This window comes from Listeria sp. SHR_NRA_18, from assembly GCF_003856515.1.
In the GTDB taxonomy this organism is placed as follows: Bacteria; Bacillota; Bacilli; order Lactobacillales; family Listeriaceae; genus Listeria_A; species Listeria_A newyorkensis.
Genome location: NZ_QPKR01000008.1, coordinates 123,400 through 143,814 on the forward strand (window position 1 = coordinate 123,400; position 20,415 = coordinate 143,814).

At 40.8% G+C, this 20,415-nt stretch carries 22 protein-coding genes and 1 pseudogene; all 23 read left to right on the top strand.

Translation table 11 applies throughout. The features are described 5' to 3' along the window. The gene (prmC, locus tag DUK53_RS12605; RefSeq protein WP_036129718.1) at positions 1-846 is read left to right on the top strand and encodes a peptide chain release factor N(5)-glutamine methyltransferase; all 846 of its coding nucleotides are present in this window, start codon (positions 1-3) and stop codon (positions 844-846) included. Between the two features lie 311 nt (positions 847-1,157). Beyond that, positions 1,158-2,204, top strand: a complete 1,047-nt coding sequence (locus DUK53_RS12610; RefSeq protein WP_036129720.1) for an L-threonylcarbamoyladenylate synthase — start codon at positions 1,158-1,160, stop codon at positions 2,202-2,204. Between the two features lies 1 nt (position 2,205). Beyond that, positions 2,206-2,607 (top strand): low molecular weight protein arginine phosphatase, encoded by a 402-nt coding sequence (locus DUK53_RS12615; protein WP_036089659.1) that lies wholly within the window; start codon positions 2,206-2,208, stop codon positions 2,605-2,607. A gap of 23 nt (positions 2,608-2,630) precedes the next feature. Then, the gene (locus tag DUK53_RS12620) at positions 2,631-3,152 is read left to right on the top strand and encodes a VOC family protein (protein WP_036089661.1); all 522 of its coding nucleotides are present in this window, start codon (positions 2,631-2,633) and stop codon (positions 3,150-3,152) included. A gap of 328 nt (positions 3,153-3,480) precedes the next feature. Beyond that, on the top strand, positions 3,481-4,722 hold the full coding sequence (gene glyA, locus DUK53_RS12625; RefSeq protein WP_036089663.1) for a serine hydroxymethyltransferase: 1,242 nt from the start codon (positions 3,481-3,483) through the stop codon (positions 4,720-4,722). Positions 4,723-4,854: 132 nt separating this feature from the next. Then, positions 4,855-5,484, top strand: coding sequence for a uracil phosphoribosyltransferase (upp, locus tag DUK53_RS12630; protein WP_036089667.1), 630 nt, complete (start codon positions 4,855-4,857; stop codon positions 5,482-5,484). 61 nt (positions 5,485-5,545) lie between these two features. After that, on the top strand, positions 5,546-6,688 hold the full coding sequence (wecB, locus tag DUK53_RS12635) for a non-hydrolyzing UDP-N-acetylglucosamine 2-epimerase (protein WP_036089672.1): 1,143 nt from the start codon (positions 5,546-5,548) through the stop codon (positions 6,686-6,688). Positions 6,689-7,569: 881 nt separating this feature from the next. Next, positions 7,570-7,969: pseudogene (locus DUK53_RS12640) on the top strand (ATP synthase subunit I). Between the two features lie 6 nt (positions 7,970-7,975). Continuing rightward, positions 7,976-8,692, top strand: coding sequence for a F0F1 ATP synthase subunit A (gene atpB / locus DUK53_RS12645; protein ID WP_036089676.1), 717 nt, complete (start codon positions 7,976-7,978; stop codon positions 8,690-8,692). Positions 8,693-8,796: 104 nt separating this feature from the next. After that, on the top strand, positions 8,797-9,015 hold the full coding sequence (gene atpE / locus DUK53_RS12650) for a F0F1 ATP synthase subunit C (protein ID WP_036065649.1): 219 nt from the start codon (positions 8,797-8,799) through the stop codon (positions 9,013-9,015). A gap of 73 nt (positions 9,016-9,088) precedes the next feature. Then, entirely contained in the window at positions 9,089-9,625 is a 537-nt protein-coding gene (gene atpF / locus DUK53_RS12655) for a F0F1 ATP synthase subunit B (protein ID WP_052164766.1), read from the top strand. Continuing rightward, positions 9,622-10,161, top strand: a complete 540-nt coding sequence (locus tag DUK53_RS12660; protein ID WP_036089681.1) for a F0F1 ATP synthase subunit delta — start codon at positions 9,622-9,624, stop codon at positions 10,159-10,161. Before atpF ends, DUK53_RS12660 begins: the two co-directional genes overlap by 4 nt. Before the next feature lie 28 nt (positions 10,162-10,189). Continuing rightward, positions 10,190-11,701, top strand: a complete 1,512-nt coding sequence (atpA, locus tag DUK53_RS12665) for a F0F1 ATP synthase subunit alpha (protein ID WP_036089684.1) — start codon at positions 10,190-10,192, stop codon at positions 11,699-11,701. Positions 11,702-11,743: 42 nt separating this feature from the next. Then, positions 11,744-12,607 carry a F0F1 ATP synthase subunit gamma gene (locus DUK53_RS12670; RefSeq protein ID WP_036129723.1) on the top strand — a complete coding sequence of 288 codons (864 nt, stop codon included), beginning with the start codon at positions 11,744-11,746 and terminating at the stop codon, positions 12,605-12,607. Positions 12,608-12,676: 69 nt separating this feature from the next. Continuing rightward, entirely contained in the window at positions 12,677-14,095 is a 1,419-nt protein-coding gene (gene atpD, locus DUK53_RS12675) for a F0F1 ATP synthase subunit beta (RefSeq protein ID WP_036089688.1), read from the top strand. A gap of 21 nt (positions 14,096-14,116) precedes the next feature. Next, entirely contained in the window at positions 14,117-14,521 is a 405-nt protein-coding gene (locus DUK53_RS12680) for a F0F1 ATP synthase subunit epsilon (protein ID WP_036076640.1), read from the top strand. A gap of 156 nt (positions 14,522-14,677) precedes the next feature. Beyond that, positions 14,678-14,917, top strand: coding sequence for a DUF1146 family protein (locus tag DUK53_RS12685; RefSeq protein ID WP_036089689.1), 240 nt, complete (start codon positions 14,678-14,680; stop codon positions 14,915-14,917). A 181-nt stretch (positions 14,918-15,098) separates the two neighbouring features. Next, complete coding sequence (murA, locus tag DUK53_RS12690; RefSeq protein ID WP_036089691.1) at positions 15,099-16,388, top strand: UDP-N-acetylglucosamine 1-carboxyvinyltransferase; 1,290 nt, start codon at positions 15,099-15,101, stop codon at positions 16,386-16,388. Between the two features lie 166 nt (positions 16,389-16,554). After that, positions 16,555-17,550: a rod shape-determining protein gene (gene mreB / locus DUK53_RS12695; protein ID WP_036089693.1), complete on the top strand. Its 996-nt coding sequence runs from the start codon at positions 16,555-16,557 to the stop codon at positions 17,548-17,550. Positions 17,551-17,568: 18 nt separating this feature from the next. Next, entirely contained in the window at positions 17,569-18,015 is a 447-nt protein-coding gene (locus DUK53_RS12700; RefSeq protein ID WP_036089694.1) for a GNAT family N-acetyltransferase, read from the top strand. A 1-nt stretch (position 18,016) separates the two neighbouring features. Beyond that, positions 18,017-18,448, top strand: a complete 432-nt coding sequence (gene fabZ / locus DUK53_RS12705; RefSeq protein WP_036089696.1) for a 3-hydroxyacyl-ACP dehydratase FabZ — start codon at positions 18,017-18,019, stop codon at positions 18,446-18,448. A gap of 284 nt (positions 18,449-18,732) precedes the next feature. Then, positions 18,733-19,101, top strand: a complete 369-nt coding sequence (locus tag DUK53_RS12710) for a single-stranded DNA-binding protein (protein WP_036089793.1) — start codon at positions 18,733-18,735, stop codon at positions 19,099-19,101. 411 nt (positions 19,102-19,512) lie between these two features. Continuing rightward, positions 19,513-20,328 (top strand): LysM peptidoglycan-binding and 3D domain-containing protein, encoded by an 816-nt coding sequence (locus DUK53_RS12715; protein WP_036089698.1) that lies wholly within the window; start codon positions 19,513-19,515, stop codon positions 20,326-20,328. Positions 20,329-20,415 lie beyond the last annotated feature (87 nt).

Here is a 20,415-nt window from a genome sequence, read left to right on the forward strand (position 1 = left end):
ATGACAATTGCCGAAATCTTGCACCAAGCAAAAGCCGAATTAAGCGCTCGCGATTTAGACCTCAACATCGCAGAAATTATCATCGAAACGCGGCTTGACCTGACACGATCCGAGCTATGGATGTCAACGAACCGCGAGCTAAATCCGAGCGAAAAAGCCCAGTTTGACAACGATTTCGCACGTTATATAAACGGAGAGCCAGTTCAGTATATTTTAGAAGTGGCTCCTTTTTATGGTCGCGATTTCTATGTCACACCGAGTGTCCTAATTCCTCGTCCAGAAACCGAAGAACTCGTGTACGCCGCCGAAAAATTTATCGAAAAAAATCCAGCGCGAATCCAGCGTATTTTGGATGTTTGCACAGGTAGCGGAATTATCCCCATCACACTAAAAGCAACATTTCCCGAGTGTTCGGTGACCGGTTCCGATATTTCCGCCGAAGCCCTCGAAGTCGCAGAACAAAATAAGACCCGCCTAAAAAAAGATGTCCGATTTATCCACAGCGATCTCGTAGACTATTTCCAACAAAATGGCGAAAAATTCGATATGATTCTGGCAAACCCGCCGTATATTGCGGATAGTGAGCGCGTGGAAATGTCGAATTACGTCTTAGATCACGAACCAGAACTAGCCCTATTCGCGCCAAATGACGGTTTAGCCATTTACGAACGGTTGATTCAGGATTTACCAGATATTGTGGATAACTTGTTTTGGATTGGGATGGAAATAGGTTATACACAGGGTTCCGCAGTAAAAAAGTTTTTCAAAAAAAGTTTTCCACAGGCAAATGTCATCATCAAGCAAGACATCAACGGGAAAGATCGAATGGTAATTTGCCATAACTAATTGATATAGAAGCATTTCTAATGAAGAAGTGCTTTTTTATTCGCATTATTTATCCACAGCATTGGGGATAAAACTTTGTGCAAAAAAATATTTTTAATCAAATCTTAATAATTAAAACCCAGTTATCAACACACTTATTCACATTATCCACAGGTTCACAATTAGTTATCCACATTGACAAAGTTATTATCCACAGTTTGGGGATAACTTCGTGGATGAAAGCCATTTTTCAAATAAATCGATCTCACACTGTAAAAAAAGCGTCAGAACCGTTAAAATAAGATTAAAGCAATGTAAAGGAGCAATTCCTAATGGAAACAAAGATTTGGCATATCACAAAGGAAAATGAAATTCAGACGTACCTCGAAGCCGCGAAACTTTTGCAAGCGGGAGAAACTGTGGCTTTCCCAACCGAAACGGTATACGGTATCGGTGCGGACGCTACAAACGAGCAAGCCGTCGCTAAAATATACGAAGCAAAAGGCAGGCCATCTGATAACCCGCTCATCGTCCACATCGCGGATCAGTCTCAAATTCATGAATTCGTCCAGAAAGTTCCGAGCAACGCCAAAAAACTGATGCGGGAATTTTGGCCGGGACCGTTAACGATTATCTTGCCATTACAGCCTGGTCGATTAGCTACCAATGTGACGGCAGGCCTCGATAGTGTGGGTGTACGCATGCCGGAACATCCTGTTGCACTTGGTCTTTTAGCGGTAGCGGGCATTCCTGTGGCAGCTCCAAGTGCGAATCAATCGGGAAAACCGAGCCCAACATCTGGGGAACACGTCGAGGAAGATTTATCGGGACGAATTGCGGGTATTGTTTTCGGTGGGAAAACTGGCGTCGGTCTGGAATCCACGGTGATTGACTGCACGCTTGAAATCCCAGCCATTTTGCGACCAGGCGGCGTTTCACAAGAGGAAATAGAAGCGGTGATTGGTCCTGTTATTTCAGAAGCGAAAGAAGTCGCGCAACAAGAAGCCCCGAAAGCGCCCGGAATGAAATACACGCACTATGCCCCGAAAGCCCCTGTGGCCATTATTGAGGGCGATGCAGCATTTTTCCAAAAACAGATTGACTTGGCCGAAAAACGCGGAGAAATCGTCGGTGTGCTCGTTTCAGATGAGCTAGAGGCGCAGTTGCGAAAGTCAGATTATATGGTGGGGCTTGGCAGTAAGGCTTATCCGGAAGAAGTCGCCTACCGCCTATACGACCGATTACGCCATTTTGACCACACACCTGTGACGCTAATTTACGCCGAGCCTTTTGCAAAAACGGGTATTGGAGAAGCGGTAATGAATCGTCTTGATAAGGCAGCAGGCGGACATTATATTAAGCAAAGCGAGGAACGTTAGAATGAATATCTTATTTGTGTGCACTGGAAATACATGCCGAAGCCCAATGGCCGAAAAAATGTTACAGTGGTTCAAGCCAGAATGGGAAATCCGCTCTGCCGGACTTGCAGCACAGACCGGCGCACCAATGTCGATACAATCAAAAGAAATATTGCAAGAACATGGCTTACCGACCTATCATCTTGCAAAATTGCTAACCCCTGACTTAGTAGAAGAAGCCGACAAAATTTTTGTGATGACAGAACAACATCGGCGCACCCTTGTGGATAAGTTCCCAAACAAAAAAACAGAGCTGATTTCCCCATACGATTTTGATGTGGCCGATCCGTACGGTGGGAGTAAGGCGGATTACGAATATACGTTTGCAGAGTTGGAAGAGATGATTGCGCGACGATTTTTGTGAAATAATCGGAGGAGGGAAATAGTATGACAAAGCCAAACGTTCCTAAAGCACCAGAAGGTTATCAAACGGTGAATTCATTTATCATCACGAAAGATGCCGAAAATGTGCTCCAATTTTTAAGAAAGGTATTCCATGCCAAAGAGCTAGTTGACGCTAGGACGGTGGATACAGATGGTCTGATACTACATTCTGAGGTGATCATTGGTGACTCTATTGTAATGGTTGCGGATAGAAAAGCAGATTGGCCATACACTCCAAGTTTGCTTCGTGTATATGTGGAAAACATGGAAGAAACACTAAGAGAAGCACAGCATTTAGGTGCGAAAATTGTAACAAACCCGACTGATTTTTATGGCGATACATTGTCTCGAATACAAGATAAATGGGGAAATGTTTGGTGGATTTATGAGCATCAAGAGCAGGAAGTTTCATGGGAAGCAAGCGAGGATTCTGATGAAAGTTGGGATTTTGAGCCAAGCGAGGAATTAACGTATATTCATGATAGTTTGTTGACCACAATGCGAAATCTAAAAGCAGAGGAATAAGTCTAGCATTGGGACGGGATACGCCGAAAAATAGCTGATTCCGTCTTTCGTCTAGTCCTATTAGCCAGCCTTTCGGAAATTGCTGTGGTTGTTAGGAAGTTAAAACCTCAATATGAGTGTGAAGGCAGTGAACATTCGTTCCTCGCCCCCTAACAATTTCTGTCGAGGCTAACGGGCTGACTCCGCTTTTCGTTCTTGTGAATTACCTCACTATTTAGAATTAAGCTAATCTTGCGCGAAAATACTTGCAATTTAAGCTGGAATGAGAGATTATTAAACCATGTACGAAGCTTTACTAATCATTTGAGAAAAGGATGGGGATCCACACATGGTTTATCTACAAAAGCACGACAAGGCAGTTTTTGATGCAATTGAGTTAGAGTTAGGCAGACAACGCAGTAATATCGAGTTAATCGCATCGGAGAATTTCGTAACCGAACAAGTTATGGAAGCGATGGGATCTGTTTTAACGAACAAATACGCAGAAGGTTACCCTGGCAAACGCTATTACGGCGGTTGTGAATATGTTGATATTGTAGAAAACTTAGCCCGTGATCGCGCGAAACAATTATTTGGCGCCGAATATGCTAATGTTCAACCTCACTCTGGTGCACAAGCAAACATGGCGGTTTATCACGCTACGCTGAAACCAGGAGACGTCGTTCTTGGAATGAATTTATCTCATGGTGGGCATTTAACACACGGCAGCCCAGCTAATTTTAGTGGTGAATTGTATAAATTCGTGGCTTACGGTGTGGATGAAGAGACGAAACAAATTGATTATGACAAAGTTCGTGAAATTGCCCTAGAACATAAGCCAAAAATGATCGTGGCGGGAGCAAGTGCTTATCCACGTGCCATTGATTTCGCTAAATTCCGTGAAATCGCGGATGAAGTTGGCGCATACTTAATGGTTGACATGGCCCATATCGCCGGTCTTGTTGCAACAGGTCATCATCAAAACCCGGTTCCATATGCAGACTTCGTAACGACGACAACGCATAAAACCTTGCGCGGTCCACGTGGCGGTATGATTTTAGCAAAAGCTGAATGGGAAGCGAAACTAAACAAAGCCATTTTTCCAGGAATTCAAGGCGGTCCATTAATGCACGTTATCGCGGCAAAAGCAGTTGCATTTGGCGAAGCATTACAACCCGAATTCACAACATACAGCGAAAATATCTTAAAAAATTCCAAACAATTGGCGAAAACATTGCAAGAAAACGACGTAACAGTCTTAACTGGCGGTTCCGACAATCACTTGCTACTAATCGACTTGAAACCACTGGGCTTAACTGGAAAAGCAGCAGAAGCAGTGCTTGACGATGTCGGCCTTACTGTAAACAAAAACACCATTCCATTCGAAACAGAAAGTCCTTTTGTAACGAGCGGTATTCGTGTTGGTGTTGCAGCAGTAACAACGCGTGGTTTCGATGAAGAAGCTATTGCTAGAGTCGGAAAACTGATTGCAAAAGTGTTGCATAACTTAGAAGACGAGGCTGTTCTTGCAGAAGTGAAACAAGAAGTAGCTGAAATCACAGCGGAATATCCATTATATCCATCACTATAAACAGAGAAAGCCTTGCTAGCAATTTAGTAGGGCTTTTTTTGTAGCATTTTTTACGAAACGATTTAATACTTGCACAAGCGCGATTCTCTGATACAATAAGAGAAGGAAATTTACCTTAAAGGAGCGAATACAATGGCAAAAGTACACGTAATAGATCACCCATTAGTTCAGCATAAATTAACAATTATCCGCGACAAAGACACAGGAACGAAAGCATTCCGTGAACTAGTAAACGAAGTCGCGACATTAATGGCGTATGAAATTACACGCGACGTCGAGCTAGAAGACACATTTGTTGAAACACCGCTACAAAGAACACCCGCAAAAACAATCGCAGGTAAGAAATTAGGCGTGGTTCCAATTTTGCGCGCAGGTCTTGGCATGGCAGACGGAATTCTAACACTAATTCCCGCTGCAAAAGTGGGGCATGTTGGGCTATACCGCGATCATGACACATTAGAACCAGTCGAGTATTTCGTGAAACTACCATCTGACGTGGAAGAGCGTCTATTCATCGTAGTTGATCCAATGCTTGCAACTGGTGGTTCCGCAATCATGGCCATCGACTGCTTGAAGAAACGTGGCGCGAAAAACATGAAATTCATGTGTTTAGTTGCCGCTCCAGAGGGAATTAAAGCATTACAAGAGGCACATCCAGACGTGGATATTTTCGTTGCCGGCTTAGATGAAAAACTCGACGAACACGGCTACATTATTCCAGGCTTAGGCGACGCTGGTGACCGCTTGTTTGGTACAAAATAATAGAGATTCAAGAACGGGGAAGCAGAGGTTTCCTCGTTTTTTCAGAAAGGGTTGGGGAACGATGAGTAAAATTAAAGTAATGAGTGTTTTCGGAACACGACCAGAAGCAATAAAAATGGCACCACTAGTTTTAGAATTTGAGAAACAAAAAGAGTTTTTCGAGTCCCGCGTAGTCATCACCGCGCAACATCGCGAAATGTTAGACCAAGTGTTGGATATTTTCAACGTGCAACCCGACGTAGATTTAAACATCATGCAAAAACAACAAACGTTAACCGACATTACAACACGCGCGATGCAAGGTTTGAATGAAGTAATCGCCGAAGAAAAACCAGATATCGTCCTAGTTCACGGCGACACGACAACAAGTTTTGCGGCGGCACTGGCAGCTTTCTACAACCAAACAGCTATTGGACACGTAGAGGCAGGCTTGCGGACATGGAATAAATACTCACCATTTCCAGAAGAGATGAACCGTCAATTGACAGGCGTTATGGCGGATTTACATTTCTCGCCGACGTCACAATCGAAGCAAAACCTGCTAGATGAAGGTAAGAATCCTGATACTATTTTTGTCACAGGTAATACCGCGATCGATGCACTGAAAACAACAGTTCAAGAAGACTACCATCATCCAATTTTAGATGGGCTAGGCGATAACCGCTTAATTCTAATGACGGCACATCGTCGTGAAAATCTAGGGGCACCGATGCAAGGTATTTTTGAAGCCGTTCGTGAAATTGCCGAGTCGCGCGAAGACGTTGAAATCGTGTACCCAATGCATATGAACCCTGCCGTTCGTGAAAAAGCAACGGCAATTCTTGGTGGGCATCCACGCATCCATCTCATCGAGCCACTAGACGCAATCGATTTCCACAATTTCTTGAAAAAATCGTATCTTGTCTTTACCGATTCAGGTGGCGTACAAGAAGAAGCGCCTGGAATGGGAGTTCCCGTTTTAGTGCTACGCGATACAACTGAGCGTCCAGAAGGCGTGGAAGCAGGAACGCTGAAACTTATCGGCACGGCCAAAGAAGACCTGAAAAAAGAAGCGTTCGATTTACTGGACAATAAAGATGCCTATCTTAAAATGGCGAATGCAAGCAATCCATACGGAGACGGCGAAGCATCCGCACGAATTTTAGAAGCCATCAAGTTCCATTTCCAAAAAACAACTGAACGCCCATCAGACTACACCGTATAAAAAAGAATCCGATCATCTTTCGTTTCAAAATTTTACGCGAAAGATGGTCTTTTTATTTTCTATGAATAATCCGTTTTATTACGCCTAAAAACCTATGAAAAAACAAGAAATCCCAATGGAAGCGCATCATTATTACAGATATATTACGAGGCAAGTTTTCGCTAGAGCTTTACAGTGGATTGTGTTAAGATGAACAATGTTATTACAAAAGAGCATGAGATTTAGCTGTTCATGAAATGCGTAAGGGATAATTGCTGCAAGTCAGCACTGTCTCAATCCCGCCGACGTCCGAAAATAAGGGCGTGGACAGAATTGACCCAAGTGTGCTGGGTAATTATAACTTCATATTCAAGTCATACGTGTCTAGCTATTTTTTTCACTGGAAGGAGCTTTCGCAAACACGTATCTTGCCGAAAGTCTTTTGCCAAGTCAGGTGAGAGCTTTTTTTGTACAATTTATGTGAAAGTCTAAACAACATCTAAGCTTTCTAAGGAATATGGAGGTGTAGCGTGCGATAAACTACTCTGAAATCAAATCCAAATAATGCCTGTACTAGCGAAATCAGAGCAACCTATATGATTTTTCAAAAAAATGTTAAAAATCAATTCGCATTATTTCCTTGAAGCAGTGTTATTGTGGTAGAATTGTTATCAAGTAGGTACGGAATTTGTGAAAAGATATTGACTTTTTACTTTTGCCTATTGTATGCTAAAAACTAACGCACTGATAAGGCTTACAGCTGTGTTTAATTTTTTGTTAGCAAACGGGTAATGTGTAAGAAATCACAAACTCCAAGCTTACTTCTGTCTTAAAATCCGAGTCACATTTTACAGACGGGGAGCAAGAAATACCAATAACATTAAGAAAGGACATCTGCCGGAATGTTAGAATCACTAATAGGAATGTATCATCGTCATCAGAAATACATCATTGCTTTTGTTGGTATATGTGTAGCTGGATGGTTACTAACCCCACATGTACATATTTTTTTGGGGCTAAAACTGGGGATTATTGTAGGTTGGTTTAACTACTGGCTGTTGATGAGACGTACACAGGCCATGACGAAAGCGATTGCCGAGAAGCGAACCTTTTATGGCATGGGCACAACAGCAAGAATGGGAAGCGTTCTACTTGCAACAATCATTGCGACACAAGTACCGGATTTCTTTCACGTTTATAGTATGGTGATTGGTTTGGGCATTGTTTATTCCGTGGTTTTCTTGGATTTTGTTATCTATTCCATCTACCGGAAGAAAAACGCTTAAAAAGAGAGAGGGGTGAACCAAATTGGAAGAGGAATTTCCAATATGGTACTTAGGGAAATTAGCATTTAACTTGTCTAATGTCCTGATGATCACAGTCACATGTGTTATCGTACTGTTTATTGCAATCTTTTGTACGAGAAAGCTACAAATGCGTCCCACAGGAAAACAGAACTTTATTGAATGGGTAATGGACTTTGTTAAAGGCATTATCAACAGTAATATGGACTGGAAAACTGGCGGGAGATTCCACGTATTAGGAATTACGCTGATATTCTTTATCTTCGTAGCTAATATGTTAGGATTGCCAATGCAGATAGCTGTTGGTGGCGAAGTATGGTGGCGTTCACCTACTGCCGATCCGATTGTAACACTAACCTTGGCCGTACTCATTATCGGGTTGACTCATTATTATGGAATCAAACTTAGAGGAGTCAAACATTACGTTGTTGGAACTTACTTTAGCCCAATGAAATTTTTATTCCCATTGAAGCTAGTGGAAGAATTCGCCAACACATTGACACTCGGTTTGCGTCTATACGGTAACATTTTTGCAGGGGAAGTATTGCTAAGTATTATCGCAATACAATTAGCACATATTAACCCAGTAGTTGGCGTATTTGCAATCATTCCAGCTGTGGTTTGGCAAGGGTTCTCCGTATTTATCGGTGCTATCCAAGCCTACCTATTCACCGTGCTGACCATGGTTTACATGTCGCACAAAGTAAGTGACGAACACTAAGCAACACTCGCCACACCTAAGTTAAGTCAGAGCTATGAGGCAAAACTCATAATCTTTTTATAAACAAAAATAATTTAGAAGATAATTCGAGGAGGATATTTATTATGTCATTAGGTGCAATTGCAGCGGCTATCGCCGTAGGTTTAGGAGCTTTAGGAGCAGGTATTGGTAACGGACTTATCGTATCAAAAACAGTTGAAGGTGTTGCTCGTCAACCAGAAGCACGTTCTATGCTACAAACAATCATGTTCATTGGTGTTGGTTTGGTTGAGGCCCTTCCAATCATCGCTGTTGTTATCGCGTTCATGGTAATGAATAAGTAATTAGAAAACGTGGCGGGGCCAACTCGCCATTCCTTTATGTGTCAAAAAACATGAAACGATAAAAAGCGAATGTATGGAAAGGAGTGAATCGAACGTGCTAGGATTTAATATTGCACTAGGTTCAGCCGTTTTTACAGCTGGTGATTCTATTTTTACCGTCGTAGCATTCTGTATTTTGTTAGTCCTAATCCGTATTTATGCTTGGAAACCTTTGATGAATATCATGAAGGCCCGCGAAGAGCACATCGCATCGGAAATCGACTCTGCAGAAGAAAGTCGTGTACAAGCAGAAGCCCTGTTAGCCGAACAAAAAGAAGTTCTTCAACAAGCTCGTTTAGAATCTCAAACAATGATTGAGAACGCTAAACAACTTGGTGAAAAAGAACGCGAAGAAATCATCAAAGTTGCGCGCGCTGAAAGTGAACGCATTAAAGAAGAAGCCAAAAGCGACATTACTCGCGAAAAAGAAGATGCTATCAAAGCGCTTCGTGAACAAGTCGGCTCCTTGTCTGTGCTAATCGCATCCAAAGTTATTGAGAAAAACTTGGACGAAGAAGCGCAAACAGCACTTGTACAAGAGTATATCGGAAAGTTAGGCGATGACAAATGAGCAAAGATTTCGAAGTTGCGAATCGTTACGCCGTAGCACTTTTTGAAGTTGCCAAAGACGAGCAATTGATCGACCAGTTCGATACGGAGCTCGCGGTTGTGAAGGAATCGATAGAACAAAATACCGATTTCGCCACACTAATCGAAAATCCAACGCTCACAGATGATGCTAAGAAAAATATGATTGCAACTGTTTTTAGTGGTTTAACGCCAGTATTACAAGATTTCATTTTTCTGCTAATCGACCGTGGACGCGAGGATTATCTAGTAACTATCATTGATCGCTATCTACAAAAAGTAAAAGACGCTCGTGGCATTGCTGACGCCGATGTATATTCCGTAATCCCGCTTTCTGAAGCAGAAGAAGCAGAATTATCCAAAGCGTTTGCAGCAAAAATGGCTAAAAACGAGTTAAATATTCATAATCATATCGATCCGTCCCTTCTTGGAGGCGTGCGGGTAGTTATTGGAAACCGTATCTATGACGGCAGTCTAAAATCTAAACTAAGAGACCTGGAGCGACAAATTAAATTGTAGGCTTTCAGTGTAACAAGGGGTGAATTTGATGAGCATAAAAGCTGAAGAGATTAGTTCTCTCATAAAGCAACAAATTGAAAATTATCAATCGGAGCTAAAAGTTAGCGATGTTGGAACAGTTACCTATATTGGTGATGGTATCGCGCGTGCTCACGGATTAGATAACGCAATGGCTGGAGAGCTTCTCGAGTTCTCAAACGGCGTTATGGGTATGGCTCAAAACTTAGAAACCAATGATGTTGGTATCATTATTTTGGGACCTTATACTGAAATCCGTGAAGGCGATGAAGTTCGTCGTACAGGAAAAATCATGGAAGTTCCAGTTGGCGAAGGTCTTATCGGTCGAGTTGTCAACGCACTTGGACAACCTGTCGATGGCTTAGGTCCAATTGAATCAACGGGTACACGCCCAATCGAAGCAATTGCACCAGGCGTTATGCAACGTCAATCCGTTAATGAACCACTTCAAACAGGAATTAAAGCTATCGATGCCTTAGTACCAATCGGTCGTGGTCAACGTGAGCTAATCATCGGTGACCGCCAAACTGGTAAAACAACGGTTGCTATCGATACAATCCTAAATCAAGCAGACCAAGATATGATTTGTATCTACGTGGCTATTGGGCAAAAAGAATCAACAGTTCGTACAGCAGTTGAAACATTGCGTAAACACGGAGCGCTTGATTACACAATCGTTGTAACAGCATCCGCATCTCAACCAGCTCCATTACTATACTTAGCTCCATACGCTGGTGTCGCGATGGCTGAAGAATTCATGTATAACGGCAAACACGTTTTGATTATCTATGATGATTTATCGAAACAAGCTGCTGCTTATCGTGAACTTTCCTTGCTACTTCGCCGTCCTCCAGGTCGTGAAGCATATCCAGGGGATGTATTCTACTTGCACTCCCGCTTATTAGAACGTGCTGCAAAACTAAATGATTCATTAGGTGGCGGCTCGATCACAGCCCTACCGTTCGTAGAAACGCAAGCCGGAGATATCTCTGCTTACATTCCTACAAACGTTATCTCGATAACAGATGGTCAAATTTTCTTGCAATCCGATCTATTCTTCTCTGGTGTTCGTCCCGCAATCAACGCCGGGTTATCCGTATCCCGTGTCGGTGGATCAGCACAAATCAAAGCCATGAAAAAAGTTGCCGGAACGCTTCGTTTAGATTTAGCATCTTACCGTGAGTTAGAATCCTTCTCACAATTTGGATCTGATCTTGACGCAGCAACACGCGCGAAACTAGAACGTGGTAAACGTACAGTAGAAGTCCTAAAACAAGATTTACACAAACCACTAAAAGTTGAAAAACAAATCCTAATTCTATACACATTAGTTCACTCCTTCTTGGATGATATTCCTGTAACAGATGTGTTGCGTTTCGAAAGTGAAATGAATACGTGGTTCGATCACAACCGTCCAGAACTTCTGGAAACGATCCGCACGACGAAATCATTGCCTGACGAAGCAGAGTTAGATAGTGCGATTAAAGAATTCAAAAATACATTTGTTCCTTCAGAAGCCTAACCCGTTTTTGACCGACAAACGAAACAAAGGTGGTGAAAATCTTTGGCATCTTTAATAGATATTAAACAGCGAATCACTTCTACAAAGAAAACCAGTCAAATTACAAAGGCCATGCAAATGGTTTCTGCATCCAAACTCGGTCGTGCAGAAGAAAAAGCAAGAGCCTACGCACCCTACGTAGAAAAAATTCGAGATGTTGTAACCCATGTTGCTTCTGGTAACAGTGCAGACCATCCGATGCTAGTAACGCGAGCAGTCCACAGAACGGGCTATATCGTAGTCACTTCGCATAAAGGTTTGGCAGGCGCTTATAACAGTAATGCTATCAAAGAAGTGTACAAACAAATTCAAGAAAACCATACTTCCAGCGATGAATATGCAATTATCGCTTTGGGAAGAGCTGGCGCAGACTTTTTTAAAGCCCGCAGTATGAATGTTGTTTTAGAGGTACCAAGTATTTCGGATCATCCAATTTTTGCTGAGATTAAAGATGTTGCGCGCAATACGGTTCAAATGTTCGAAGATGGCGTTTTCGATGAAGTATTCATCGTCTATAACCACCATGTGAACTCAATTTCTCAATCGATAAGAAACGAGAAATTGCTGCCACTGACAGAGTTTCATGAAAATGAGACAGAACACGATTTGACGACATATGAATTCGAGCCTTCAGAAGGTGAGATTTTAGAAGTATTGTTACCGCAATATGTTGAAAGTTTGATTTTCGGTGCTATTTTGGATGCTAAAGCCGCGGAACATGCTGCTCGTATGACAGCGATGAGAAGCGCGACTGACAACGCAACCGATATTATTGATGATCTGTCATTACAATATAACCGTGCTCGCCAAGCTGCGATTACGCAAGAAATAACTGAAATTATTGGTGGTGTAGCGGCTCTTGAATAAACATTTAAGAGCGCGTCTATCCACCCCTAAAGTTCCCAATCAGGGAAAGCAAGTGAGGAGGAAAATCGCATGACTGAAGGACGAATAATCCAAGTTATGGGTCCCGTTGTAGACGTAAAGTTTGATAATCACTTACCTGAAATCTACAACGCGCTTAAAGTTGAATATAAAGCACTATCCGAAGAGGAAAAAAGTGTGGAACTTACGCTTGAAGTAGCTATCCATTTAGGCGACAATGTCGTTCGTACCATTGCGATGGCTTCGACAGACGGTGTTCAAAGAGGCATGACAGTAATTGATACTGAAAGCCCAATCACAGTTCCAGTTGGAAATATAACTCTTGGACGTGTATTCAACGTACTTGGAGATACAATTGATTTAGACGAACCGATCGCGAGTGACGTTCAGCGCAATAAAATTCACCGTTTAGCCCCAACATTTGATGAACTTTCCACTACGACTGAAATCCTGGAAACAGGAATCAAAGTGGTTGATCTTTTAGCCCCTTACGTTAAAGGTGGTAAAATTGGATTGTTCGGTGGTGCCGGTGTAGGTAAAACAGTACTTATTCAAGAGCTCATTCATAATATTGCCCAAGAACACGGCGGTATTTCGGTATTTGCCGGCGTAGGTGAACGTACTCGTGAAGGTAATGACCTTTACTTTGAAATGAAAGACTCAGGCGTTATCGAAAAAACAGCCATGGTATTTGGACAAATGAACGAGCCACCAGGCGCACGTATGCGTGTTGCTTTAACAGGCTTAACAATTGCTGAATATTTCCGTGATGTAGAGCATCAAGATGTGCTGCTATTCATCGATAACATTTTCCGCTTTACACAAGCTGGTTCAGAGGTTTCTGCCTTGCTTGGTCGTATGCCATCTGCCGTAGGTTACCAACCAACATTGGCAACTGAAATGGGACAATTGCAAGAACGTATCACATCCACAAACGTTGGATCCGTTACATCTATTCAAGCAATCTACGTTCCAGCCGATGATTACACCGATCCAGCACCAGCAACAACATTCGCCCATTTAGATGCAACAACGAACTTGGAGCGTAAATTAACAGAGCAAGGTATTTACCCAGCGGTAGATCCACTTGCATCGACTTCACGTGCACTTGCGCCAGATATCGTTGGTGAAGATCACTATGAAGTGGCAACGCAAGTACAACAATTATTACAACGCTATAAAGAATTACAAGATATCATTGCGATTCTAGGTATGGATGAATTATCTGATGAAGATAAACAAGCTGTTGGGCGTGCTCGTCGCGTACAATTTTTCTTGAGTCAAAACTTCCATGTTGCCGAACAATTTACTGGTCAAAAAGGTTCTTATGTACCAGTCAAAGAAACGGTAAAAGGATTCCAAGATATTCTTGCAGGTAAATACGATCATCTTCCTGAGGATGCATTCCGCTCGTTAGGACGCATTGAAGAAGTTATCGAAAAAGCCAAAAGCATGGGCGTTGAAGTTTAATAAAAACAGGAGGAGGTACACATGGGCATTTTAAATGTAAGTATTGTTACTCCAGATGGTCCTGTTTTCAGCGGTGAAGCGAGCATGGTTATCGCAAGAACAAAAGCCGGCGAATTAGGTATTTTACCTGGCCATGTTCCTTTAGTAGCCCCTCTCAAAATTGATGTGGTGCGTTTAAAGCACGATGGCAAAGAAGAATGGGTTGCAGTAAATGGCGGCTTTATGGAAGTAAATGGTGAAGAAGTAAACATACTAGCAGACACTGCAGAGCGAGAAGAAGAAATTGATATCGTTCGCGCAGAAGCTGCTAGACAACGTGCAGAAGATGAACTGAGAGAGGCGAAGAGCAAGCAAGTGGACGAACTAAAAGCAGAGATAGCTCTTCAAAAAGCAGTAAATCGAATTCACGCTTACAACAAAAAGTAAGACAGAATGAGTTTGGAGTAAACCATTTTAGAATGGATATGACTCCAAGCTCATTTACTTCATTCTCTGAAAAGAAACAATAAAAGCATATAAAATTGTTATTCAGCGATAATACTGGTAGAATGATAGAGGCTGATAAAATTTTGGAGGTAATAGATGTATACAGTTATTGGACAACAAGCAATTATTGTTATGGTTTCACATTTACTTTTCATCGTTATTGCTTTTTGGGCACTCCAAGCACTTCACTTTGAAAAACTAATACGCCGAGATCATGTGATACAAGCAAGAATATTATATTTACTCCTTGCTGTAGCCTTAGGAGTTACAATTAGTAATTTCTTTCTAGACTACTTTATATCAGCGAGACAACTAGGTAATTTGTTCGGAAATTGATTAAAAATGTTTATACATGTTCGCAATTGATATAACTCTCTTAAAATTAGTGTTGAAATGTAGTAGGCATTAATGGTAAAATGTTCAGAGTATGAGTAAAGATAAGAATACATTTCAGGATTAATTTTAAGCGATGTATATCAAATAGGAATAGAGTAATTAATACGCGGAGGGGTTCGTTTTGGAAAAAATTATTGTCCGTGGTGGGAATAAATTACAGGGAACAGTGAAAGTAGAAGGCGCCAAAAATGCTGTTTTACCTGTTATAGCCGCTACCTTATTAGCTAGCAAAGGAACAAGCACGTTAAGAAATGTACCACGTTTATCTGATGTCTACACAATTAATGAAGTGCTAAAATACTTAAAAGCAGATGTATCTTTCGAAGATGATGTTGTTACTGTGAATGCTACAGGAGATATCTTATCGGATACACCATTTGAATATGTTCGTAAAATGCGTGCTTCCATCGTTGTTATGGGGCCACTTTTAGCTCGTACAGGTTCAGCAAGGGTAGCACTTCCAGGTGGTTGTGCAATAGGTTCACGCCCAGTAGATTTACATCTAAAAGGATTCGAAGCGATGGGTGCAAACGTAAGAATTGAGAATGGCTACATTGAAGCGACTGCTGAGAAATTAGTAGGAGCTAAAATATATTTGGATTTCCCAAGTGTTGGAGCAACTCAAAATATTATGATGGCTGCAACATTAGCTGAGGGCACAACTGTTATTGAGAACGTTGCAAGAGAACCTGAAATTGTTGATTTAGCTAACTTCTTAAACCAAATGGGTGCTCGAGTTATTGGTGCAGGGACTGAAGTTATTCGCATAGAAGGCGTAAAAGAGCTCACCGCAACAGATCACTCTATTATTCCTGATCGAATTGAAGCCGGAACATTTATGATTGCAGCGGCAATTACGGAAGGAAACGTGTTTATTGAAGATATGGTTCCAGAACATATCAGCTCACTTATTGCTAAATTAGAAGAGATGGGCGTTAAAATCATTGAAGAAAACAATGGCGTGCGTGTTATTGGACCTAAACATTTGAAGGCTGTCGATGTGAAGACTTTACCTCACCCGGGATTCCCGACTGATATGCAATCTCAAATGATGGTTATCCAAATGTTGAGTACAGGTACTAGTGTTATGACAGAGACTGTTTTTGAAAACCGATTTATGCATGTTGAAGAAATGCGTAGAATGAATGCAGATATGAAAATTGAAGGCCATTCTGTTATCATTTCTGGTCCAGCTAAGCTTCAAGGAGCTGAGGTAGCTGCAACTGATTTACGTGCAGCAGCAGCATTAGTTCTTGCTGGTTTGGTGGCCGATGGATACACACAAGTAACTGAACTTAAATACTTAGATAGAGGCTATCATAATTTCCATGTTAAGCTTAAGGCTCTAGGCGCAGATATCGAACGTGTGGCCGATTCTGAACAAGTTAACGTAAAAGAAACAACAAAATAAATGAACGAACTAGGTCTTAACTGATCTAGTTTTTTATTTGTAAAAATATTTTTCTTACTTAGAATTAGGGAAAAGATATATATGTTAAAAGAAATATGCTATAATGCAAAAGAGGTAGTATGAGGCAATACATATGAAACAACACAGAAAGGGGTCATTGTAAATTATGGCGAAAGATGTTGGGATAGATTTGGGTACTGCGAATGTCCTGATTCATGTGAAGGGGCAAGGTATTGTATTAAATGAACCATCTGTTGTAGCAATCAATAATATTACAAATGAAGTTTTAGCAGTTGGGACGGAAGCACGAAATATGGTAGGGAGAACTCCGGGTAATATAACTGCAATTAAACCAATGAAAGACGGTGTGATTGCTGATTTTGATATTGTTCAAGAAATGTTACGTATTTTCCTACAAAAACTAGATTTAAAAGGATTTTTCTCTAAGCCAAGAGTTTTAATCTGCTGTCCAACAAATATAACTTCAGTGGAGCAAAAAGCTATACGACAAGCAGCTGAGCAAAGTGGCGGGAAACAGGTATTTATGGAAGAAGAGCCTAAGGTAGCTGCAATTGGTGCCGGTATGGATATTTTCCAACCAAGTGGAAATATGGTTATTGATATTGGTGGTGGCACAACAGATATAGCGGTTCTTTCTATGGGAGATATTGTTACCAGTAAATCTGTGAAACTTGCAGGGAACCAGCTGGATGGCGACATTCTACAATATATTAAGCGCCAATACAACCTTCTAATAGGAGAGAGAACATCAGAAGAATTAAAAATCAATGTTGCAACTGCATCAGCGGGAACAAGACAAGAATCCATGGATATCCGAGGACGTGACTTAGTTACAGGTCTACCTAAAACGGTAACAGTAACCAGCGAAGAAATTGAGTTGGCCCTAAGAGAGTCTGTTCATGTTATTGTTCAAGCCGCAAAACAGGTATTAGAGCAGACACCGCCAGAACTTTCAGCTGATATTATTGACCGCGGAATTATCATGACTGGCGGGGGAGCTTTGCTTCATGGCTTAGATGAACTATTAGCTGAGGAATTAAAAGTCCCAGTTTTGCTTGCTGAAAATCCTTTAGACGCTGTTGCGATAGGAACAGGAATACTTTTGGAAAATACGTCACGTACTAAGAAAAACTGGCTTTAAAAAATTTGAGGTGATAGTTTGTCTATCAGAATAGAGCTTGTAGACAGATCAAATTGGGAAGATGTTATTAATCTGACTGTAGATTCAAGCCAAATGAACTTTATTGAATCAAATGTTTGCTCTATCTTAGAGTCTCATTACGTGGCTGGTTGGTATCCTATAGGTCTATACTCTGGAGAAATATTAGTTGGTTTTGCAATGTACGGTTGTTGCGAAAATGATTCCATTTGGTTAGATCGTTTCATGATAGATGGAAGGTATCAGGGGCAGGGCTTTGGCCGGAGCTTCTTAGTTTATTTATTAGAGCACATACAGGCTCAATTTAAAATCAGAAAAATATTGTTAAGTTTCACACCTGAAAACCAATATGCTAGAAGATTGTATGAAAGGCATGGTTTTATTAACACAAATGAAGTCGATTCGAAGGGTGAATTAATATTCATGTACAATTGTTCGGAGGTATGACATGTTAGATATTAGTGAAATAAAAAAAATATTACCACATCGTTATCCATTTTTATTGGTAGATAGAGTAATAGAACTCGAAGATAAGAAAGTAGTAGCTATTAAAAATGTGACAGCAAATGAAGAGTTTTTTAATGGGCATTTTCCAGGCTACCCCGTCATGCCAGGAGTCCTCATCGTAGAGGCCTTAGCTCAGGCAAGCGGGATAGCTATGATGCAAGTAGCGGGAAATGAAGGGAAAATTGGTTTATTTGCTGGGATTGATGGATGTAGGTTCAAGCGCCAAGTAATTCCAGGAGATCAACTTCGCTTAGAAGCTGAGATTCTTCGCTTACGTGGGTCTATTGCTAAAGCACATGTAAAGGCAACAGTTGAAGGAGAGTTAGTCTGTGAGGCGGATATCATGTTCGCTTTGACAGATATAGCTGAATAAAAGAGGAATGGCCGTGATATTGTATCGCGGCTTTTCCGTTTGGCCTATAACTAGCTTGAGTTACAGAATAACAGACTATGAGCATAAAATAAAGGGCAATAAAATTGTGACTTAACATTGAATTTCGTATTTTGAATACTGTTTAGAGATACAGTTTCTCTTTTTTTCTAAGAGAAAAACTTGTTTTGGGCAGACTAAAACATAGAAAAAAATTTTTTTATGTATTTTACAGATTGGAAGTGAGGAGGTATGCTGATGGTACTAAAAAAGAAAAGAGTGATAATATGATTAATCAGGTAACATTAGTTGGCAGATTGACTGAGGATCCAGAAATGCGCTTTACATCAGAAGAAAAGGCAGTTGTGAATGTTACTGTGGCTTTGAACCGATTCGGAAGAGGTAGTAGGCTAGATCAAGAAGCAGACTTTATTCCTTGCGTGATATGGGGAAAACAGGCAGAAAATACAGTGGAATACTGCAGGAAAGGAACACTAGTTGGGATAAATGGAGAACTACAAACGAGAAACTATGTAAATAGGGAGGAGAAGAAGATATATGTTACGGAGGTTTTAGTAGATAAAATAAGATTTTTGAGTAAAAATAAGGAGCAAAAAGCAGACGATTCGGAAATGACAGTAGAGGAAAGTAGCTAAAAATAGAGATAACAATTGTAATCTACTGTTATATTTATAGATAGATACTAAAAAAATAGTCCAAAAATGCTGCTATTTTTGCCAAATTTCATTGTTTGAATACTATTTTTGAAATGTTTAAATTTGCTAAATATCATATATTGATATAAAGAAGTTCTGTTTCTTAACTATTTCAAAAAATAAAGCGATGTAAGAACATGTTTGTGGGAGAACGCTTGTCTCAATTAACTAGGTATATTAAATCTGAAATAAAATAATAAGAAAATTCATTCAAATGAGTTTATTAACGAATGTTACGCATAATGGGAGGATTTCAAGAGGTGTGTTACGTAGCCTTAATGGTTTAGTAACCTAATGCCTTCTCCCATATGATACGATTATTCTCGAAGTTATCAAGGAGGTAATTATTACATGAAGAAAACAGTAGCTACTATTGCAGCAGGTATAGTCCTGGCTGGAATTGGATCAACTCAGGTTAGTGCGGCAGAATACACGGTGCAATCAGGAGACTCACTATGGAAAATTTCGAATGAAAATAACATCTCCATAGATCAATTAAAACGAGTTAACAATTTAAGTTCAAACGTTATTTATCCAAATCAAAAATTAGAAGTTGCGACAGTTAAATCATCCACAAACACAGGTACATACAAAATTGTACCAGGCGACACTCTAAGTAAAATTGCTCAAAATCACAATGTTACAGTTGCTCAATTAAAATCTTGGAATTCTCTATCATCTGATTTGATTATTGCAGGTGAGACCTTAAATATTGGAAGTACGCAAACAGAAACTACGGCTCCTGCATCAGAAACACCGAAGCAAGAAACGAAATCGGATACGCCAGTAGTTCAAAAAGAAACAACGCAAAAACAAGAGGCGGCAACTAGTACGCCGAGCAAACAAACGCAAAGTTCAAGTAAAAGCACATCTAAAAGTGTAGCTAAAACCGTAACAGTGACTGCGACCGCTTACAGCAAAGCAGAACCTGGCATGGGGCATGTGACAGCATCTGGTATTGATTTAAATGACAATCCAAGAGTTATAGCTGTGGACCCGTCTGTTATTCCACTAGGATCTAGAGTCTATGTAGAAGGATACGGAGAAGCTATCGCTGCCGATACTGGCGGTGCCATCAAAGGTAATAAAATTGATGTTCATTTAGATAGCGTGCAAGCTTGTTACAATTGGGGCGTTAAGACTGTAAAAGTTCAAATTCTAAACTAAGAATAAGTTAGTGAAATTCGTGATTGGTAATTATATCAATCACGAATTTTTTTGCGTTGTTTTCCCAGTTACATAATGAGATAAGGA

Bases quoted from the DNA above. Each gene is read 5' to 3' on its own strand.
- prmC (WP_036129718.1), top strand. From the start codon at position 1: ATGACAATTGCCGAAATCTTGCACCAAGCAAAAGCCGAATTAAGCGCT.
- DUK53_RS12610 (WP_036129720.1), top strand. From the start codon at position 1,158: ATGGAAACAAAGATTTGGCATATCACAAAGGAAAATGAAATTCAGACG.
- DUK53_RS12615 (WP_036089659.1), top strand. From the start codon at position 2,206: ATGAATATCTTATTTGTGTGCACTGGAAATACATGCCGAAGCCCAATG.
- DUK53_RS12620 (WP_036089661.1), top strand. From the start codon at position 2,631: ATGACAAAGCCAAACGTTCCTAAAGCACCAGAAGGTTATCAAACGGTG.
- glyA (WP_036089663.1), top strand. From the start codon at position 3,481: ATGGTTTATCTACAAAAGCACGACAAGGCAGTTTTTGATGCAATTGAG.
- upp (WP_036089667.1), top strand. From the start codon at position 4,855: ATGGCAAAAGTACACGTAATAGATCACCCATTAGTTCAGCATAAATTA.
- wecB (WP_036089672.1), top strand. From the start codon at position 5,546: ATGAGTAAAATTAAAGTAATGAGTGTTTTCGGAACACGACCAGAAGCA.
- atpE (WP_036065649.1), top strand. From the start codon at position 8,797: ATGTCATTAGGTGCAATTGCAGCGGCTATCGCCGTAGGTTTAGGAGCT.
- atpF (WP_052164766.1), top strand. From the start codon at position 9,089: ATGGAAAGGAGTGAATCGAACGTGCTAGGATTTAATATTGCACTAGGT.
- DUK53_RS12660 (WP_036089681.1), top strand. From the start codon at position 9,622: ATGAGCAAAGATTTCGAAGTTGCGAATCGTTACGCCGTAGCACTTTTT.
- atpA (WP_036089684.1), top strand. From the start codon at position 10,190: ATGAGCATAAAAGCTGAAGAGATTAGTTCTCTCATAAAGCAACAAATT.
- atpD (WP_036089688.1), top strand. From the start codon at position 12,677: ATGACTGAAGGACGAATAATCCAAGTTATGGGTCCCGTTGTAGACGTA.
- DUK53_RS12680 (WP_036076640.1), top strand. From the start codon at position 14,117: ATGGGCATTTTAAATGTAAGTATTGTTACTCCAGATGGTCCTGTTTTC.
- DUK53_RS12685 (WP_036089689.1), top strand. From the start codon at position 14,678: ATGTATACAGTTATTGGACAACAAGCAATTATTGTTATGGTTTCACAT.
- mreB (WP_036089693.1), top strand. From the start codon at position 16,555: ATGGCGAAAGATGTTGGGATAGATTTGGGTACTGCGAATGTCCTGATT.
- fabZ (WP_036089696.1), top strand. From the start codon at position 18,017: ATGTTAGATATTAGTGAAATAAAAAAAATATTACCACATCGTTATCCA.
- DUK53_RS12710 (WP_036089793.1), top strand. From the start codon at position 18,733: ATGATTAATCAGGTAACATTAGTTGGCAGATTGACTGAGGATCCAGAA.
- DUK53_RS12715 (WP_036089698.1), top strand. From the start codon at position 19,513: ATGAAGAAAACAGTAGCTACTATTGCAGCAGGTATAGTCCTGGCTGGA.